General features: G+C 52.9%; 16 protein-coding genes. 12 read left to right on the top strand and 4 right to left on the bottom strand.

The annotated features are described in order from the left end of the window. The first annotated feature begins 109 nt into the window (after positions 1-109). From ACO2Q8_RS28100 to ACO2Q8_RS28075, 6 genes are all read left to right on the top strand, one after another. Positions 110-325, top strand: coding sequence for a DUF2945 domain-containing protein (locus ACO2Q8_RS28100; RefSeq protein ID WP_423348228.1), 216 nt, complete (start codon positions 110-112; stop codon positions 323-325). A gap of 12 nt (positions 326-337) precedes the next feature. Next, entirely contained in the window at positions 338-664 is a 327-nt protein-coding gene (locus tag ACO2Q8_RS28095) for a DUF3140 domain-containing protein (protein WP_423348227.1), read from the top strand. A 116-nt stretch (positions 665-780) separates the two neighbouring features. Beyond that, the gene (locus ACO2Q8_RS28090; protein WP_423348226.1) at positions 781-1,932 is read left to right on the top strand and encodes a glycoside hydrolase family 5 protein; all 1,152 of its coding nucleotides are present in this window, start codon (positions 781-783) and stop codon (positions 1,930-1,932) included. Next, a complete protein-coding gene (locus ACO2Q8_RS28085) occupies positions 1,932-2,705 on the top strand; it encodes a pseudouridine synthase (protein WP_423348225.1) in 774 nt (257 codons plus the stop codon). Before ACO2Q8_RS28090 ends, ACO2Q8_RS28085 begins: the two co-directional genes overlap by 1 nt. A 21-nt stretch (positions 2,706-2,726) precedes the next feature. Further along, entirely contained in the window at positions 2,727-3,296 is a 570-nt protein-coding gene (locus ACO2Q8_RS28080; protein WP_423348224.1) for a hypothetical protein, read from the top strand. Positions 3,297-3,354: 58 nt separating this feature from the next. Continuing rightward, positions 3,355-4,215, top strand: coding sequence for an SDR family oxidoreductase (locus tag ACO2Q8_RS28075; protein WP_423348223.1), 861 nt, complete (start codon positions 3,355-3,357; stop codon positions 4,213-4,215). An 88-nt stretch (positions 4,216-4,303) separates the two neighbouring features. Here ACO2Q8_RS28075 and ACO2Q8_RS28070 read toward each other — a convergent pair whose 3' ends face one another. Next, positions 4,304-5,593 (bottom strand): acetyl-CoA hydrolase/transferase family protein, encoded by a 1,290-nt coding sequence (locus tag ACO2Q8_RS28070; RefSeq protein ID WP_423348222.1) that lies wholly within the window; start codon positions 5,591-5,593, stop codon positions 4,304-4,306. A gap of 222 nt (positions 5,594-5,815) precedes the next feature. On the opposite strand from ACO2Q8_RS28070, the gene ACO2Q8_RS28065 reads away from it, so the two are divergent. Beyond that, positions 5,816-7,006 carry a Gfo/Idh/MocA family protein gene (locus ACO2Q8_RS28065; RefSeq protein ID WP_423348221.1) on the top strand — a complete coding sequence of 397 codons (1,191 nt, stop codon included), beginning with the start codon at positions 5,816-5,818 and terminating at the stop codon, positions 7,004-7,006. Between the two features lie 57 nt (positions 7,007-7,063). Here the strand turns inward: ACO2Q8_RS28065 and ACO2Q8_RS28060 are convergent, their stop codons facing one another. Then, a complete protein-coding gene (locus tag ACO2Q8_RS28060; protein ID WP_423348220.1) occupies positions 7,064-9,451 on the bottom strand; it encodes a carboxypeptidase regulatory-like domain-containing protein in 2,388 nt (795 codons plus the stop codon). 95 nt (positions 9,452-9,546) lie between these two features. Between ACO2Q8_RS28060 and ACO2Q8_RS28055 the strand changes: the two genes are divergently transcribed. From ACO2Q8_RS28055 to ACO2Q8_RS28035, 5 genes are all read left to right on the top strand, one after another. Continuing rightward, complete coding sequence (locus tag ACO2Q8_RS28055) at positions 9,547-10,233, top strand: endonuclease III domain-containing protein (protein WP_423348219.1); 687 nt, start codon at positions 9,547-9,549, stop codon at positions 10,231-10,233. Between the two features lie 50 nt (positions 10,234-10,283). Next, positions 10,284-10,592 (top strand): nucleotidyltransferase family protein, encoded by a 309-nt coding sequence (locus tag ACO2Q8_RS28050; protein ID WP_423348218.1) that lies wholly within the window; start codon positions 10,284-10,286, stop codon positions 10,590-10,592. Continuing rightward, positions 10,582-10,935, top strand: coding sequence for a DUF86 domain-containing protein (locus ACO2Q8_RS28045; RefSeq protein WP_423348217.1), 354 nt, complete (start codon positions 10,582-10,584; stop codon positions 10,933-10,935). The genes ACO2Q8_RS28050 and ACO2Q8_RS28045 overlap by 11 nt, the downstream gene beginning before the upstream one ends. Positions 10,936-11,093: 158 nt before the next feature. After that, positions 11,094-12,170, top strand: coding sequence for an endonuclease/exonuclease/phosphatase family protein (locus ACO2Q8_RS28040; protein WP_423348216.1), 1,077 nt, complete (start codon positions 11,094-11,096; stop codon positions 12,168-12,170). 137 nt (positions 12,171-12,307) lie between these two features. Continuing rightward, positions 12,308-13,543 (top strand): DUF4374 domain-containing protein, encoded by a 1,236-nt coding sequence (locus ACO2Q8_RS28035; RefSeq protein WP_423348215.1) that lies wholly within the window; start codon positions 12,308-12,310, stop codon positions 13,541-13,543. 91 nt (positions 13,544-13,634) lie between these two features. Here the strand turns inward: ACO2Q8_RS28035 and ACO2Q8_RS28030 are convergent, their stop codons facing one another. Continuing rightward, positions 13,635-14,207 (bottom strand): TetR/AcrR family transcriptional regulator, encoded by a 573-nt coding sequence (locus ACO2Q8_RS28030; RefSeq protein ID WP_423348214.1) that lies wholly within the window; start codon positions 14,205-14,207, stop codon positions 13,635-13,637. Between the two features lie 223 nt (positions 14,208-14,430). Then, positions 14,431-14,862 carry a WapI family immunity protein gene (locus tag ACO2Q8_RS28025; protein WP_423348213.1) on the bottom strand — a complete coding sequence of 144 codons (432 nt, stop codon included), beginning with the start codon at positions 14,860-14,862 and terminating at the stop codon, positions 14,431-14,433. Positions 14,863-14,995: the final 133 nt, after the last annotated feature.

The raw sequence follows: 14,995 nt of genomic DNA, 5'->3' as shown, positions 1-14,995 counted from the left end.
TGTCCACTCCGATAACGAGCCAGACCGGGTGGAGGTTTAAGGTTTTGTGTTTTCGAACATTTATTCCGAACAAGCGGTTAGCCTGCTAATCATAAATTTAAACAGCATCATGTTGAAAAAAGGAGATGCGGTTCGCTGGAAATACGCCAGTGGGCACGCCGAAGGGAAGGTCGTGGAAGTTCACAAAAAGGAAATTGAAAAGACCATTAAAGGGTCGAAAATCAAGCGGAACGGTTCGGACGAAAATCCGGCGCTGGTCATCGAGCAGGACGACAAGCAGGTGGTATTGAAACTGGAAAGCGAAGTCGAGAAAATTCACAACTAACCAAAACCGGGTATGAACGAGGAAGAGAAAAAAGAAGTACTTGACGAGTTTAACGAACTGGTGAACATGACCCCTTCCGAACTCGAAAAATGGCTGAAAACCGAAGAGTCGAAATCGGTGGGCTGGGACAGTGGTGACGGCGAATCGGTCGGGCACAAATCGGGCGAAAAAATCATTCAGATCAAACGCAAAAAGCGTGCGGACCTCACCGACCGCGATTTTGACCACATGCGGAAGGTGGTCGGCTACATCAAGCGTCACCGCGCGCAACGCCCGAAAGAAGTAAAAGGCAGCAACTGGGCCTATTCGCTCAAAAACTGGGGCCACGATCCGGCGTGACAAAACCCTGTCAGGGTCTTCAACCGTGCGACGGCCCGGCGCTGACAGGGTTTTGGAAAAACCGTAAACCGCACCCCGTTTTTGACTAAGTTTGTGAAGGACTTTTCCAACCCTTCATGCAACGCAGACTATTTCTTCAACAGACGGGGGCACTGGCTGCGGCCGTCAGCACGACCGGACCGGCGGTTTTGGCAGCTGCTTCCGCACCACCAGCACCGTTAAAAAATAAGCTCCCCAAATGGAAAGGCTTCAACCTGCTCGACTTCTTTTCGCCCGACCCCACGCAGAGCCGCCGGGCGACCGAAGAAGAGCAGTTCAAGTGGATGCGCGACTGGGGCTTTGATTTTGTCCGGCTGCCGATGGCGTATCCGTATTACCTCAAGTTCGACCGGAGCCGGAATATTACGCCCGAAGAAGTCTATCAGATTGATGAACAGGCCGTGGAGCGAATCGACAGACTCGTTGCGATGGCCCACCAGCAGGGGCTTCACGTTAGCCTGAACCTGCATCGTGCGCCGGGCTACTGCGTCAATGCCGGTTTTCATGAGCCGTACAACCTCTGGCGCGATCAGCAGGCGCAGGATGCCTTTAATTTTCACTGGAATTATTGGGCGAAGCGGTATAAAAATACGTCTCCGCAAAAAATCAGCTTCGACCTGGTCAACGAACCGGGGATGCGCGAAGACATGAACGACCAGCACTCCAAACGCTCAGCCGTGCCGGGCGACGTATACCGGAAAGTCGCCAAGGCCGCTTCGGAAGCCATTCGAAAGGAAAACCCAAACCACCTGGTCGTTGCCGATGGCAACAATACCGGCTCGACCGTTATCCCTGAGATAACGGACCTGAACATTGCCCAGAGTTGCCGGGGCTACCATCCGGGCATTATTTCGCACTACAAAGCGCCCTGGGCCAACAAAGACCCCGAAAACCTGCCGGAACCCAAGTGGCCTGGGCAGGTGGGCGACAAGTACCTCAGCCGCGCCATGCTGGAGGAGTTTTACAAACCCTGGATTGCGCTCGTCAACCAGGGCGTGGGCGTCCATTGTGGCGAGTGCGGCTGCTGGAACAAAACACCCCACGACGTCTTTCTGGCCTGGTTCGGCGACGTGCTCGATATCCTGACCAGCAACGGCATCGGCTTTGCGCTCTGGGAGTTCATCGGCGATTTCGGCATACTGGATTCCCGACGGACCGATGTGGCCTACGAGGACTGGCACGGCCACAAACTAGACCGGAAACTGTTGAATTTGCTGGCGAAGTATTGATGGAGGATGTAAAAACGGTGGTCGAAACTGCATCAAGACCGTCATTGGAGATTCTGTATCAGTCGGCTGAGCTGGTGGCGATCAATAAACCGCACGGTTTGCTCGTCCACCGCTCGATGATCGCCAGCGACGCCAGCGAGTTTGCCGTTCAGTTGCTGCGGGATCAGTTGGGCCAGCGGGTATATCCGGTGCATCGGCTGGACCGGAAAACTGGCGGAGTGTTGCTATTTGCCCTCAACGAGACAATGAATTCGCTCATGCAGCAGCAGTTTGCCGAGGGCCTCGTCCGGAAGACCTATCTGGCAATTGTCCGGGGCTTTACGCCGGATGAACTGGCCATCGACTACCCGCTCCGTCGCGAAGATGGGGTTGAACAGGAAGCGTTTACGAATGTGAAAACGTTGCGGCAAGCCGAACTCGCCATTCCGTTTGGCAAACATGCCACGTCCCGGTATTCACTCGTGGAATTGACGCCCAGGACGGGCCGACTGCACCAGCTTCGGAAGCACATGGCGCACGTCTTTCACCCCATCATTGGCGACCGACCCCACGGCTGCAACAAACAAAACCGGTTTTTCAAGGAGCGGTTCGGGATGCACACGATGCTGCTGCACGCCCGACAGATTCGGTTTCGGCACCCGGTTTCGGGGGAGGAGATTACCATCACGGCTTCCTGGCAGGCCGAATTTGGGCGAATGCTGGCAGTTTTATTTGATTCGGCTGAGTTGGTTTTTGGCGAGGATATCCGCGAAAATCGAAACAATGAGAACTGAAAGCAACAGAAGAGGAATTCAATGAAAATAGCCACCAAATGGTTTGTTGCGCTGGTAACGACGCTCGGAACCCTTGTATTGATTCAATTTAGCCTTTCCAACGGGATGAGTGTAACCTCTCCGCTTTTTAGTTGGGTGGTAAACTTTGCGCTGATGTTCTGGTTCACGATCATCGAATCACAGTTCAAGCCGAAACTCGATTACCGGTATTTTGCCAGTTATCCCTTTGAAAAAGAGGGCAAGCTCTACAACAGCCTGGGAGTTCATGTTTACCGACGATTCCTGCGGTTGGTGGGTTGGGAGAAACAAAGCCGGATGGCCAATCCCGTAAAAAAGGCCCTGCCTGCGCTTCAGCAGTGTGAACGGGCAACGCGCGTTTCGGAGCTAGGACATACTCTTATTGCCCTTATTGTTCTGGGCATTACTGTTTTTGTCGCCATAAAGTATTCCCTTGCCGGGACTGTCTGGTTGCTGGTGTTCAACGTCTTGTTGAATATTTACCCAATTCTGGTACAGCGCTACAACCGACCCCGTTATACCCGGGCCATCCGGCGACTTCTATCATTGGCAAAGATCTCCACTGTGTCCTAACTGGTGATTAAGCCAGAACCAAATAGCTTTTCACCGATAACTTATCAGACTGATAGTCATGAATATCGCTGTCTTGGGTGCAACGGGCCTACTTGGAAAACCGGTGACGGAGCAACTCATCAAAGCCGGATATACCGTCACGATTCTGGCCCGCGATCCGGTGAAAGCGATGGCTTTATTTCCGGGGGTAAAGGTCGTGGCCGCCGATTTGCAGAATCCTGAGAGCCTTCGGGCGGGGATGCACAACCAGCAGGCGGTTTATCTGAACTTGTCCGTCCGGCAGGACGAAAAACCGGCGGACTTCCACACGGAAACCGATGGAATGAAAATACTGCTGGCCGAAGCGCAACGAGCCGGTATTCAGCGGATTGGCTACCTGTCGTCGCTCGTGATGCGGTATCAGGGCCAGAACGGTTTTCGCTGGTGGGTATTCGATCGGAAGCACGAAGCCGTGCGACTGCTGAAAGCGTCGGGTATTCCGAGTACAATTTTTTACCCCTCGACGTTTATGGAAAGTTTCTCGATGCAAACGCAGGGGCGGTTTTTGCCGCTGGCCGGGCAGTCCGACGTACGAATGTGGTTCATTGCCGGACAAGATTACGGTCGGCAGGTGGCCCGGGCGCTGCAACTGCCGGGCGACGAAAACCGGGCGTACGTCATTCAGGGACCCGAAGCCCACACCTACGAAGCCGCAGCCCGGTTGTTCGTGCAGCAGTATCCGAAACGAAAGCTCCGTATCATCAACGCGCCGGTAGGCGTCCTCCGGTTTTTCGGGCGGTTTAGTCAAAAATTGAATTATGGTGCGCACATCGTCGAAGCGCTCAACCACTACCCGGAGCAATTCGAAGCTGAATCGACCTGGGCCGAACTGGGCAAACCAACGATGACCATCGCCGACTATGCAAGGCAAGCGCCTTGAGAGTGAAAGAGCGAAAGAGCGAATTGCTCCGCAAAAGTTACAATCTGGCGGAGCAATTCGCTCTTTCGCTCTTTTACTCTTTCGCTCTTTAAAATACCTTGAACCGCTCATGGGCCTGGCGTTCGAGTAGTTCGCGGTGGTCGGGGTGGGCAATGTTGATTAGGGCCCGGGCGCGCTGGCGAAGGTTTTTGCCGTAGAGATACGCTACGCCGTATTCGGTTACGATGTAGTGAACGTGCGCGCGGGTGGTAGTAACGCCAGCACCCGGTTTCAGAAACGGAACAATCTTACTCTCCCCGTTCTTCGTTACCGACGGCAGGGCGATGATCGGTTTTCCGCCTTCCGAGAGCGAAGCGCCCCGCACGAAATCCATTTGTCCGCCCACGCCCGAATACTGGTAGGTCCCGATGGTATCGGCACAAACCTGTCCCGTCAGATCCACCTCGATGGCGCTGTTGATGGCCGTCACTTTCGGGTTTCTGCGAATAATGGCCGTGTCGTTGGTGTAGGTCACTTCTTTCATGACCACGCCCGGATTGTCATCGATGAAATCGTACAGCCGCCGGGTGCCCATCGCGAAGCAGGAAACCAGTTTGTACGGAATCGCCTTCTTCAATTCATTGGTAATCACACCCCGCTCGACCAGGTCGATCACGCCGTCGGAAAACATCTCGGTGTGAATGCCCAGTTTCTGGTGGTGAATCAGTTCCGACAACACCGCATTGGGAATCCCGCCGATGCCCATTTGCAGCGTCGCGCCGTCTTCCACCAGTTCGGCCACGAACCGGCCGATTCGCTGCTCGGTCGGTGAGGCCGGTTTTAGCGCCATCTCGTACAGCGGGTCGTTACATTCCACGGCGGCATGCAGCGTTTTGACGTGGATAATGCCATCGCCGTGCGTCCGGGGCACGTTCGGGTTGATCTGCGCAATGACATACTTGGCCGATTTGACGGCGCTCAGGGAGATATCGACAGAGGGGCCGAGCGAACAATAGCCGTGCTGGTCGGGCGGAGAAACCTGGATCAGCGCTACATCGATCGGCAGGATGTTTCGTTGGAACAACAGCGGTATTTCGCTCAGAAAAACCGGCACGTAGTCGGCCAGCCCGGTGTTGACTTCCTTCCGCATGTTGGCCCCGATGAAAAAGGCATTGGGGTTGAAGTGCTCGGCATTCTCCGGGTCGCAGTAGGGGATGTGCCCTTCGGTGTGCATGTGACAAACCTCGATGTCGCGAAGCTGTTCGGCCCGGGCGCGGTCGACCATCGCGGCAATCAGGCGGTGTGGGGTTTGGGCAACACTATGGATAAAAACGCGATTGCCGGATTGAATAACCTGAACGGCTTGTTCCGGACTGACAATGGGAACCAGATTGCTCATAACGTGCGAACTTTCCCAATAAACGGGATAGCGAATGGTCTGTTTGGATTTTGGCAAATCTACGGCAGAATTCACCGGAATTAGGTGATCAAAATCAGATTCGGAGGAGATGCTGGTGCTCGACAAAACCGGGCCGTTGTCGCAGTTACCCGAACAAACTGGTGAACACCCGGTTTTAAAAACCGTTAACACTCGGTTTTTAAACCCAAAATACTGCACGTTATGAACCAGTCGCCTTTTTCCCGCCGGAATTTCATGCGCCATGTCGGGCTCGCTTCGATCGGGTTGCCGGGTATCGTCTCGCTGGCTTGCGGGAATGGAGAAAATAAAACGTCTTCCGACACCGAAGAATCGGCAGCTACCGAAACCGCCGGAGGCCGCAAACTGGGCATTGCGCTGGTCGGATTGGGAAAATACAGCGAAGGACAACTGGCGCCCGCGCTGGAAAAAACCAAGTTGTGTCGGCTGGCGGGTATCGTGACCGGCACGCCCGACAAAGTGGAGAAGTGGAAAGATCAATACAAAATACCGGATAAGAATGTCTACAACTACCAGACGTTCGATCAAATAGCCGATAACCCCGACATTGACATTGTCTACGTGGTGTTGCCGAATTCGATGCACGCGGAATATGTGATTCGGGCGGCTGAAGCCGGGAAGCATGTGATTTGCGAAAAACCGATGGCAACTAACGCCGTTGATGCGCAGAAAATGATCGAAGCCTGCAACAAGGCAGGTAAAAAACTGTCCATCGGTTACCGCTTGCATTTTGAGCCGCATAACCTGGAAATGATGCGGTTAGGCCAGCAGAAAGTGTACGGACCCGTGAAGAAAATTTACGCCCAGAATGGTCAAAAACAAGGCAATGACACGCCCTGGCGACTAAACCGGAAACTGGGCGGGGGCGGTCCGCTGCCCGATGTGGGGATTTATTGTTTGCAGGGCGCTATATACACGAAAGGCGAAATTCCGATTGCGGTGACAGCCAAATTTCACCCGATTACAGACAAGGAAAAATTCAAAAATGTCGAGGAGGGGGTGGATTTTCAGTTGCACTTTCCCGATGGAACAATGGCTGATTGCCGGACGAGCTACAACGAAAAATACAACCTGCTGCGGGCCGAAGCTGACCAAGGCTGGTTTGAACTTTCGCCGGCTTATGCATATGAAGGGCTGAAAGGCAAAACAAGCCAGGGCGACATGGACATTGAAAACGTGCCGCAACAAGCCCGCCAGATGGATGCGTTTGCGGATTGCATCCTGAACAACAAAGAGACGACCGTGCCGGGAGAGATGGGCTTGCGCGATGTGCAGTTCATCGAAGCCATTTACCGGGCCGCCGAAACCGGCCAGAAAGTTTCTACCCAAGACGTGAAGCAGGTGCTGGACACCACGGCGAAGATGCGGGTGTAGATCCCTGTCAGCGGTCAACGACCCTGACAGGGATGATTCACAGCGCACGTTGGTTCCTCAAAATTCCCAGCGGTAATTTAGAATCGGAATCAGGCCCAATTGGTAGCGTTGCACGACTTTCCCCTGGAACGCGTCGAAGTAGCTGTAGAAGGCATTCTGTGCGCCCGTCAGGTTTTGCAGGTCCAGTGAGAGCGTGCGGCTGTAGCGGGCTTTACTTTTTTTCCAGTAAACGCGAAGATCCGTCCGGAAATAGGCCGGAAGCTTGACGCTGAATTCCTCGCTGCTGTAGACGGTGGTGCTTTGTTGTTGCGAAGCCGTCAGGTCGATCGGCCGGTCGCGAAAACCGCCCGCGTAGGTTAGCCGCCCGTTCAGGCCCCAGATGCGGCTGCGGCCTTCCCGGCTTTTCGTCCATTCTTTCCCGGCGGTCAGATTGCTCGTAAAACCGCCATCGAACCGCGTGCTGCGCCAGACATTGTCCGATCCCCGGTATTTCGATTCGTAAACCGAACCCGACGCCAGCACATAAAAGTTTCGCGACAGGTATTTCTGATACGTCAGTTCAACGCCCTGATTTCGGCCTTTCCCGGCGTTCACCAGCGGCTCGTCGACGTAGGATTCGATGAGGTTCAGGGCCGAAAACGCGCTGCCGGGCACCGCGCTGATCGGCACATCAAAGAGCTGTTGCGAGTAGGCTTCCAGCTTCCAGTAACTGTCCGGCGTAAGCTGGTGTTTGTAGCCTAAAACGACGTGGTGTGCTTTGGTAAATCCAAGCGATTGATTCACGTTTGGGTTGGGGCGCGGTCCCGTTTGCTGATCAAGAAGGCGAAAGTACACCTGCGGCAACTGTGGCTGGCTGTGTAAACCGTACGCGACCGTCAAGGCACGACCCGGTTTTACATCCCAGGTAACGGAAGCGCGGGGCTCCAGTGACCGGCTTTGGTTGAACGTAAAGCTGTTGTAGAAAAAACCGGCGTTAATCGTCAGGTTATCAACGGGTAACCATTGGTAATTGACATACGGCTGAATCATCCACCCTTCCACCGAACCGTTAATCAGCGAACCATTGGCGGAACTGATGACGGGCGGCATCATGCCCCGCCAGACGTCTAAGCGGTTGTCGGTGTAGGTTAGATAGACGCCGGTTCGGAAGCTGTTTCGGGCGTTGATTCGGTAATTGAACGAGGTGGTGAGTGTTGAGCGGGCAGCTTTTTGGGTGTCCATTTCGTAATTCGGACGAAAGCGCGTGTCCCCCGGAAAGTCCAGCGTTCGGGCGGCCCGGTTGGCCGAAACCACGAGGGCGGTTTTCCACAACCAGCGCGTGCCCAGCGGCTGGCTCAGCGTCAGGCCCCCGGCGGCCATTCGGGTTGTAAAACGGATGGTGTTCCGGTCTTTGTCCTCTTCCTGTTCATCGACGGCCTTGGCGATAAAATCGTTGCTGCTGTTGCCCGCCAGCCCGAACACTGTAAACCGCCCGCCTTTTCGGGTCGGAAACGTCAGGTTGAACGACAAGTCCTGAAACCGGATATCTTCCCCACCAAACGTTACGCCCATCGCAGCGAGCAAACCCGTGAATGAATACCGGTAGTTGACCAGATACGAAGAGCCTTTTTGCTTCGAAAGCGGCCCTTCGGCGGCCAGGTCCAGCCCGATCAGACCGGCCTGGGCGATGAATTCATGGCGTTCGTTGTTGCCGGGGCGCAGGCTCATGTCCATAACCCCGCCCACCGTGTTGCCATAGTCGGACGGAAAAGCGGCCGTCAGAAACCGGGTGGTGCCGAGTAGTTGAGCACTCAGCATGTTGACGCCCCCGCCCGCTGCCGTGGGCCGGTCGCCGATGGTACCGGCGTTGCTCTGGTGGTTCGGATTGACGATTTCGACGCCTTCGAGCCGCCAGAGCAGGCTGTTGGGCGAGTTGCCGCGCACGGAAATGTTGTTCGTGCCGTCGTTGGTCGTGACTACGCCCGCGTAGGCCGTGGCCAGTCGGGCCGGATCGAGGTAGGAGGCCGGAAACCGCAACACCTGCTCGATGGTGATGTTTTCGGCGCTGATCGTTCGGTCGGTACGGGCACCCACCGCCGTGGCCTCGCCCAGTTGCTGCACACCGGGTTGCAACTGTACTTCAAGAACCTGTTCCTTGCCGGATTCGACTAACACTTCGTTGATGACGGTCGGTTCGTAGCCCAGAAACGAAATCGTTACCTGATGGCGACCCACCGGCACGTTCGGTAACCGGAAACGGCCCTGCTCATCGGTAATGGTTCCAATGTCGGAGGTCCCGGACGACAGGCTGCGTAGCTGAACGGAGGCTCCGGCCAGCGGTCGGCCCTGACTGGCATCCGTCACGGTGCCGCGAAGGGTTTGGGTGGGTGTTTGACAAAAACCGGCATACGTTAAAAGGGTCAGGAGAAAAAGGAAAAGGAATACATTACGGAAAACTGGTGTCATTGTATGAGTCAGAATGATACCGCAAAAGTACAACGACAATTAACCAAGTCGACGAACAATCGGTTGTAATGACAAAAATCATCTGATTCTTTTTGATGACGACCCTGGATGTGGAAGCGAAAACCCGACTCGTGCACGAGTTGCTCAACGAACACTACGGCGTGCAGTCCATTTATGCGCGGCTTGACCCGATGCACGAACTAATCGCGACGGTTTTGTCGCATCGGACCACGCACGCCAACGAAGTGACGGCTTTCCGGACGATGTGGGAGCGGTTTGGTTCCTGGGAAGCCATTCGTGATGCCCCGGTCGACGAGTTGACGGATGCCATCAAAACCGCCAATTACCCGGAAGTCAAAGCGCCTTACATTCAACAAATCCTGACCCGTATTCTGGCTGAACGGGGAAAAGCCGACATCGATTTTCTGCGTGGGCTGGACACCGAAACCGCCATGAAGTGGCTGACGGCTCTACCGGGCGTTGGCCTGAAAACCGCGACGCTGCTTTTACTCTTTAATTTTCAAAAACCGGTTTTGCCCGTCGATACGCACGTCCACCGGGTGACGCAGCGCTTGGGAGTAATTGGCCCGAAGGTCAGCGCCGAGAAGGCCCACGCCATCTTGCTGGCTTATTTGCCCCAGGATGCGACGGTGCTGTTCAATTTTCACAAGCACTTCTACTGGCACGGACAGCGGGTCTGCATCTGGAGTTACCCCCGCTGTCCGCAGTGTGTGCTAAAGGGGCATTGTGATTATTATGCTGGCTTGAAAAAGGGCGACTGATGTGTTAGAGTTGAAGGTTTTTATGTATTTTCGGCCAGAAAAGAACGATTATGTACGCCTTTTTGAAACCATACGGTCAGATTTTACATGAACTTTGTAAAAAGCACAGGGTTGAAAAATTGTATGTGTTCGGCTCAGTTACCAATGAGACGTTTAACGAGGAAAGTGATATTGATTTTTTAGTGGAGTTCCCGGACCAAATGGCTCCGGAACAGAAAGGTGAAACCTACTTCAATTTGCTATTTGATCTTGAAGACCACTTGAAACGGAGAATCGATTTGCTTCCCAACCAATCATTTAAAAATACGTATTTCGCTGCTTCGGTACATAAAAGTAAAACACTAATTTATGCCGCATGAGATTCGGAAATATCTGAGAGATATTCAAATTCATATCGGATACATTGAAGATTTCCTGGGCAATAAATCTGATTTTACATCTTTTCAGAGGGATTTAGCGACGCAATATGCTGTACAACGAGCCTTAGAAATAATTGGTGAAGCGGCCAACAGTCTTAGGAAGCAGGATGCCACGATTGCCATTTCAAACTTACGTCAGATTGTTGCAACCAGAAATATTTTGATCCATGCTTATGATTCCGTTGACCCGGCTATTGTGTGGAGTATCATCAAGAATCATCTACCGATGCTTAAGACAGAAATTGAACAATTGCTAATCAATTATTCAAACCCGGAGAACTAACACTCCAAAGGGATGATGCTTCTACATGCGGTGACATACTAAAAACCGCCAAAACCTTTAGACATTCAAACAGGTTTCTTGCTGTAGAATCAATGATTCAGGACGAATCCTGTATCTTGTTTCCCCATGAACAACGTGTTTGGAACCTGCAATCTGAAATGAGCACCCTGGAGTCGATTCTCATTGGCTATGCCCTTTTCATTACCGTTATTTCGTTTATTCACCTCATTCGGATCGACTATTGGTGGATTCGCATCTGGGACTTTCCCCATCTTCAGCTTACCATTCTGTCGGGTATCGGACTGCTGGCCTGGGCGGTTTTTAGTCGCAATACCGAGTGGCCGATGGTTCTGGCCATGACCGGGTTGCTGGCCGCGCTACTTTACGAGGGCTGGTTGATTTATCCGTTTACACCCTTGCACCGCAAACAGGTCCGCTACATCCGCCGACCGAAAGACGGCCGTAAAGAGTCGAATCTGATCCGGATTCTGAACGCCAATGTGTTTATGGACAACACGCACTGCCCCGATGTATTGAAGCTGGTGGATAAATATCAGCCGGATGTAGTCTTGATTCTGGAAGGGAACGAACGTTGGCGGGAAGCCCTGGAGCCGCTCCAAGGCGATTATCCGCACCGGATTCTGCACCCGCTCGAAAATACCTATGGAATGCTGTTCTATTCGCGGCTACCGATTCAATACCACGAAGTGCGGTTTTTGATTCAGGATGACATTCCGTCGATTTATGCCCAACTGAAACTGGATTCGGGACAGGTGGTGCATTTTTACGGGATTCATCCCATGCCGCCCAGCCCGACCGAACATTACCGCTCAACCGAACGCGACGCCGAGTTGCTGGTGATTGGCAAGGAAGTCCGGAAGCAGAAAGAACCGGTGATCGTCTCGGGCGATTTGAATGATGTAGCCTGGTCGCATACCACGCGGCTCTTTCAGCGAGTCAGCGGGCTGCTCGATCCGCGCATTGGCCGGGGATTGTACAACACGTTTCATGCCCAGTATTTCATGTTTCGCTGGCCGCTCGACCACATTTTTGTGTCCCACCATTTTAAACTGCGTCGGATTCGCCGGTTGCCAAACTGCGGGTCTGATCATTTTCCGATTCTGATTACGCTGGCTTACGCACCGGAACCCGTCGTGAAGGAAGCTCCCAAGCCCGAAAAAGACGATCTGGAAGAAGCGGCCGAAATCATCGAGCGCGCCGATAGCAACGGATGAAGGGCTTAACGGTCTTTCCGTTCGATTATACGGATAGTATGTCCGATCAAAATGAAAAGAAAGCTGTGTCGATGAATGATCGGAGGCTATTGTATCGATAAAGTAACTAAATTCGTGGAATAATACATTCCACCAGTATGAAACCGAAACAGCTACTGATTTGGGCAGCTCTGGGCGCGACGACGCTGTTGAGTTCATGTACTAAAGAAAAAGAGCCGGACCCGACAGAACCGGTTGACGCGGGGCGCTATGTCGTGGTAGTGCGTAGTGCGGGGACCAACGGTCAGACGGCCGATTACCTGGTTCAAACCACCTCATTGATGAGCGGCACCCTGACAACGGGCGGAAACGGAATGGCCCAGCAAGGGAAACGATCGTACGTACAGACTGGATCGACTCTCTTCAGCATCGGCGGCAGTGATGCCGGGCAGGGGACACCTACGGGCATTGGCTATGGCCTCGACGGATCGAACAAACTGGTGCAGAAAGGCACCTTCAATTTTGAAAAGTACTTCGATGTCATCACCCCCGTTGACGACAATACCCTGGCCGGAATTCAGATTCCCCGCGCGGCTGCCGATAACCGAACCGCAACTTTTTACACCGTTAACGCGGGTAATGCTACCCTGACGGGGCAAGTTAAAAGTTCACTGCTTCCCTTGTTTCGGGAAGATCAGGTCTGGCCTTCCGGAATGAGCATTCGTGACAACAAAGCGTTCGTTTCGTATTATCTCCAAAGCCGGACAGACCGCCAGACCCCATTCACCGACACAGCCTACGTAGCCGTTTATACGTATCCGTCTTTTACACTCGAAAAGGTGATCAAGGATACCCGGACCGGACCCGCAGGTTCAGCGAATAGCAGCAGTGGGTTGATCAAAACTGAAAACGGGGACATTTATACCGTTGCTTCGTCGGGCTTTACGTTCTCCCAGCGGACCAAACCGTCTGGTTTTCTGCGGATAAAAAACGGCGAGACGACTTTTGACCCGACGTATTTTTTCAACCTGGATGATAGTTCGAACAACCGAAAAATTTACTTCAGTCAGTATCTGGGCAATGGGCTGGTGTTGGCCGAAATGGGGCGTTTCCCATTTTCCGGTGGGCAGTGGGCCTACGAAGATGTCAACCTGAATGCCGTCCTCATTGACCTGAACAACAAGACGATCAAAGAGGTAACCGGTGATATTCCGGCTCATGCCGGCCAGGGCGGTGTCACGCTGTCGTTGCTTAGCGAAAATGGAAAGGTGTACCTACCGGTGAGCAGTTATACAGAAGGCACGTACATTTGGGAAATTGACATCGCAACGGCAACAGCAAAACGCGGTGCCAAAATCGATGCTCAATATGTAGCCGGAATATTTAAACTATGATAATTTTTGGGTCAGCGGTCGAAATACCTGGCAGGGAAAGAGACGTGGTTCTGATGTTGCCTTGATCGTACCAGAAACACGGTTCGGTCGGTCATTTTTCGGCGCAAATCCGTTGGATGGCGGATTCAATCCGTTGCCAGCCTTCGTCGGATTGCAGATCGATGTTCATGAAAGGACTCTGGTAGGGAGCAATTAGTAACAGCATCGTTATGCCTGAAACCAACAAAGCTGTGACGGCGGTCAAATCTTCTTCTGCTTCATCCCCGACGAGTCGATCCAGCACCTGCCGGAACGATTCATTGCGTGCCATGACTAGAGGCTGGTTTAAATACGAGCTGGGATTGCTGATTTCCCACTTCAGTAACTCCTGGGCTGATGACCGCTCCTTTAACTCCCGGAGCAACCCAAGGAGATAGGCGATGCGGGTTTGGGGCAAACAAGGTGTCTTACCGGCTGAAAGCTTCGTTTCAAGAAATTGCCGGTTGTAATTGGTCAGAAAATGCCCTTCGTTGAGGAATTGTTGCATCAGACCTTCCCACCCGCCAAAATACCGATAAATGAGTACCTTGTTGACTCCCGCCTTTTCGGCAACGGCATTAATGCCGACCCGGTTTACACCCCGCTCAGAAATAACCTCGCCAACGGCCTGGAGGATACGCGCCATCGTCTGAGTACGATTCCTTTTTCGAACTTCTATCATTAATTATCCACACACTGGCCGGAATAAAATAACTTCTCCCGGATTGGTTATCCTACAGAAAAATTCTGAGTTATAAGGGTAAAGGTAGGCATAACTTACCGAAGCCGGTGCTATACACAGCCTAATAAGGATAAAATGTTAGAAAAAGATAGAAAACGGTAAGTCCAGTAATTTGGTATACTAAATTTTACCGCTCCGGAAAAAGAGCTAATTGTCGGACAAGGTCCCGGATGATGTCCCGCAATTGGATCCGCGTCAGCGTGACGTCCACGAGTAGGGGAAAGTCGGGGTAGGGATGCCAGGAGGGAGCCATTGAATGGTCGAGTTGGATCTGCAAATGAAAGGATTCGTTGGACAAAGACTTGGCTTCGACATTTAAACCGGGTTCATTGAAGGAGATGGTGACGTGGTTGACCGCCCGACTGACCAGCAGTTTCAGCCCGTTGATCAATCGTTTGATTTCCCAGGTTTGCAGCGGAGCTAGTTGGGTGTGGAACTGTTTCTGCCATTCGGTCGAAAGTTCACATTGCAGGCTGTTGCGATCCCGCCAGTGGGTGCCCTTTACCCCATAGCCTTTGATGGAGAGTTGGAAGGAGCCGGTGTTGCTCTTGAGTTTCATAACGCTAAAATGGAGTGGTTTGTGTCTATGTTCGGGTTCGGTCTGATATCAAATATATGTAATGCGTTCATGGGAAACAACCTGGTTTTTCGAATCCTTTTGAACGGCCCGATCGTAACTTTTTCCGACTTTT

Source organism: Larkinella sp. VNQ87 (assembly GCF_049445795.1).
GTDB lineage: Bacteria > Bacteroidota > Bacteroidia > Cytophagales > Spirosomataceae > Larkinella.
This window is presented reverse-complemented; position numbering and strand designations above follow the sequence as displayed.

Excerpts from the sequence above, each read along its gene's own strand:
- ACO2Q8_RS28090 (WP_423348226.1), top strand. The coding sequence starts at position 781 with ATGCAACGCAGACTATTTCTTCAACAGACGGGGGCACTGGCTGCGGCC.
- ACO2Q8_RS28055 (WP_423348219.1), top strand. The coding sequence starts at position 9,547 with ATGACGACCCTGGATGTGGAAGCGAAAACCCGACTCGTGCACGAGTTG.
- ACO2Q8_RS28040 (WP_423348216.1), top strand. The coding sequence starts at position 11,094 with ATGAGCACCCTGGAGTCGATTCTCATTGGCTATGCCCTTTTCATTACC.
- ACO2Q8_RS28050 (WP_423348218.1), top strand. The coding sequence starts at position 10,284 with ATGTACGCCTTTTTGAAACCATACGGTCAGATTTTACATGAACTTTGT.
- ACO2Q8_RS28070 (WP_423348222.1), bottom strand. The coding sequence starts at position 5,593 with ATGAGCAATCTGGTTCCCATTGTCAGTCCGGAACAAGCCGTTCAGGTT.
- ACO2Q8_RS28065 (WP_423348221.1), top strand. The coding sequence starts at position 5,816 with ATGAACCAGTCGCCTTTTTCCCGCCGGAATTTCATGCGCCATGTCGGG.
- ACO2Q8_RS28095 (WP_423348227.1), top strand. The coding sequence starts at position 338 with ATGAACGAGGAAGAGAAAAAAGAAGTACTTGACGAGTTTAACGAACTG.
- ACO2Q8_RS28035 (WP_423348215.1), top strand. The coding sequence starts at position 12,308 with ATGAAACCGAAACAGCTACTGATTTGGGCAGCTCTGGGCGCGACGACG.
- ACO2Q8_RS28100 (WP_423348228.1), top strand. The coding sequence starts at position 110 with ATGTTGAAAAAAGGAGATGCGGTTCGCTGGAAATACGCCAGTGGGCAC.
- ACO2Q8_RS28060 (WP_423348220.1), bottom strand. The coding sequence starts at position 9,451 with ATGACACCAGTTTTCCGTAATGTATTCCTTTTCCTTTTTCTCCTGACC.
- ACO2Q8_RS28075 (WP_423348223.1), top strand. The coding sequence starts at position 3,355 with ATGAATATCGCTGTCTTGGGTGCAACGGGCCTACTTGGAAAACCGGTG.
- ACO2Q8_RS28030 (WP_423348214.1), bottom strand. The coding sequence starts at position 14,207 with ATGGCGCGTATCCTCCAGGCCGTTGGCGAGGTTATTTCTGAGCGGGGT.
- ACO2Q8_RS28045 (WP_423348217.1), top strand. The coding sequence starts at position 10,582 with ATGCCGCATGAGATTCGGAAATATCTGAGAGATATTCAAATTCATATC.
- ACO2Q8_RS28085 (WP_423348225.1), top strand. The coding sequence starts at position 1,932 with ATGGAGGATGTAAAAACGGTGGTCGAAACTGCATCAAGACCGTCATTG.
- ACO2Q8_RS28080 (WP_423348224.1), top strand. The coding sequence starts at position 2,727 with ATGAAAATAGCCACCAAATGGTTTGTTGCGCTGGTAACGACGCTCGGA.
- ACO2Q8_RS28025 (WP_423348213.1), bottom strand. The coding sequence starts at position 14,862 with ATGAAACTCAAGAGCAACACCGGCTCCTTCCAACTCTCCATCAAAGGC.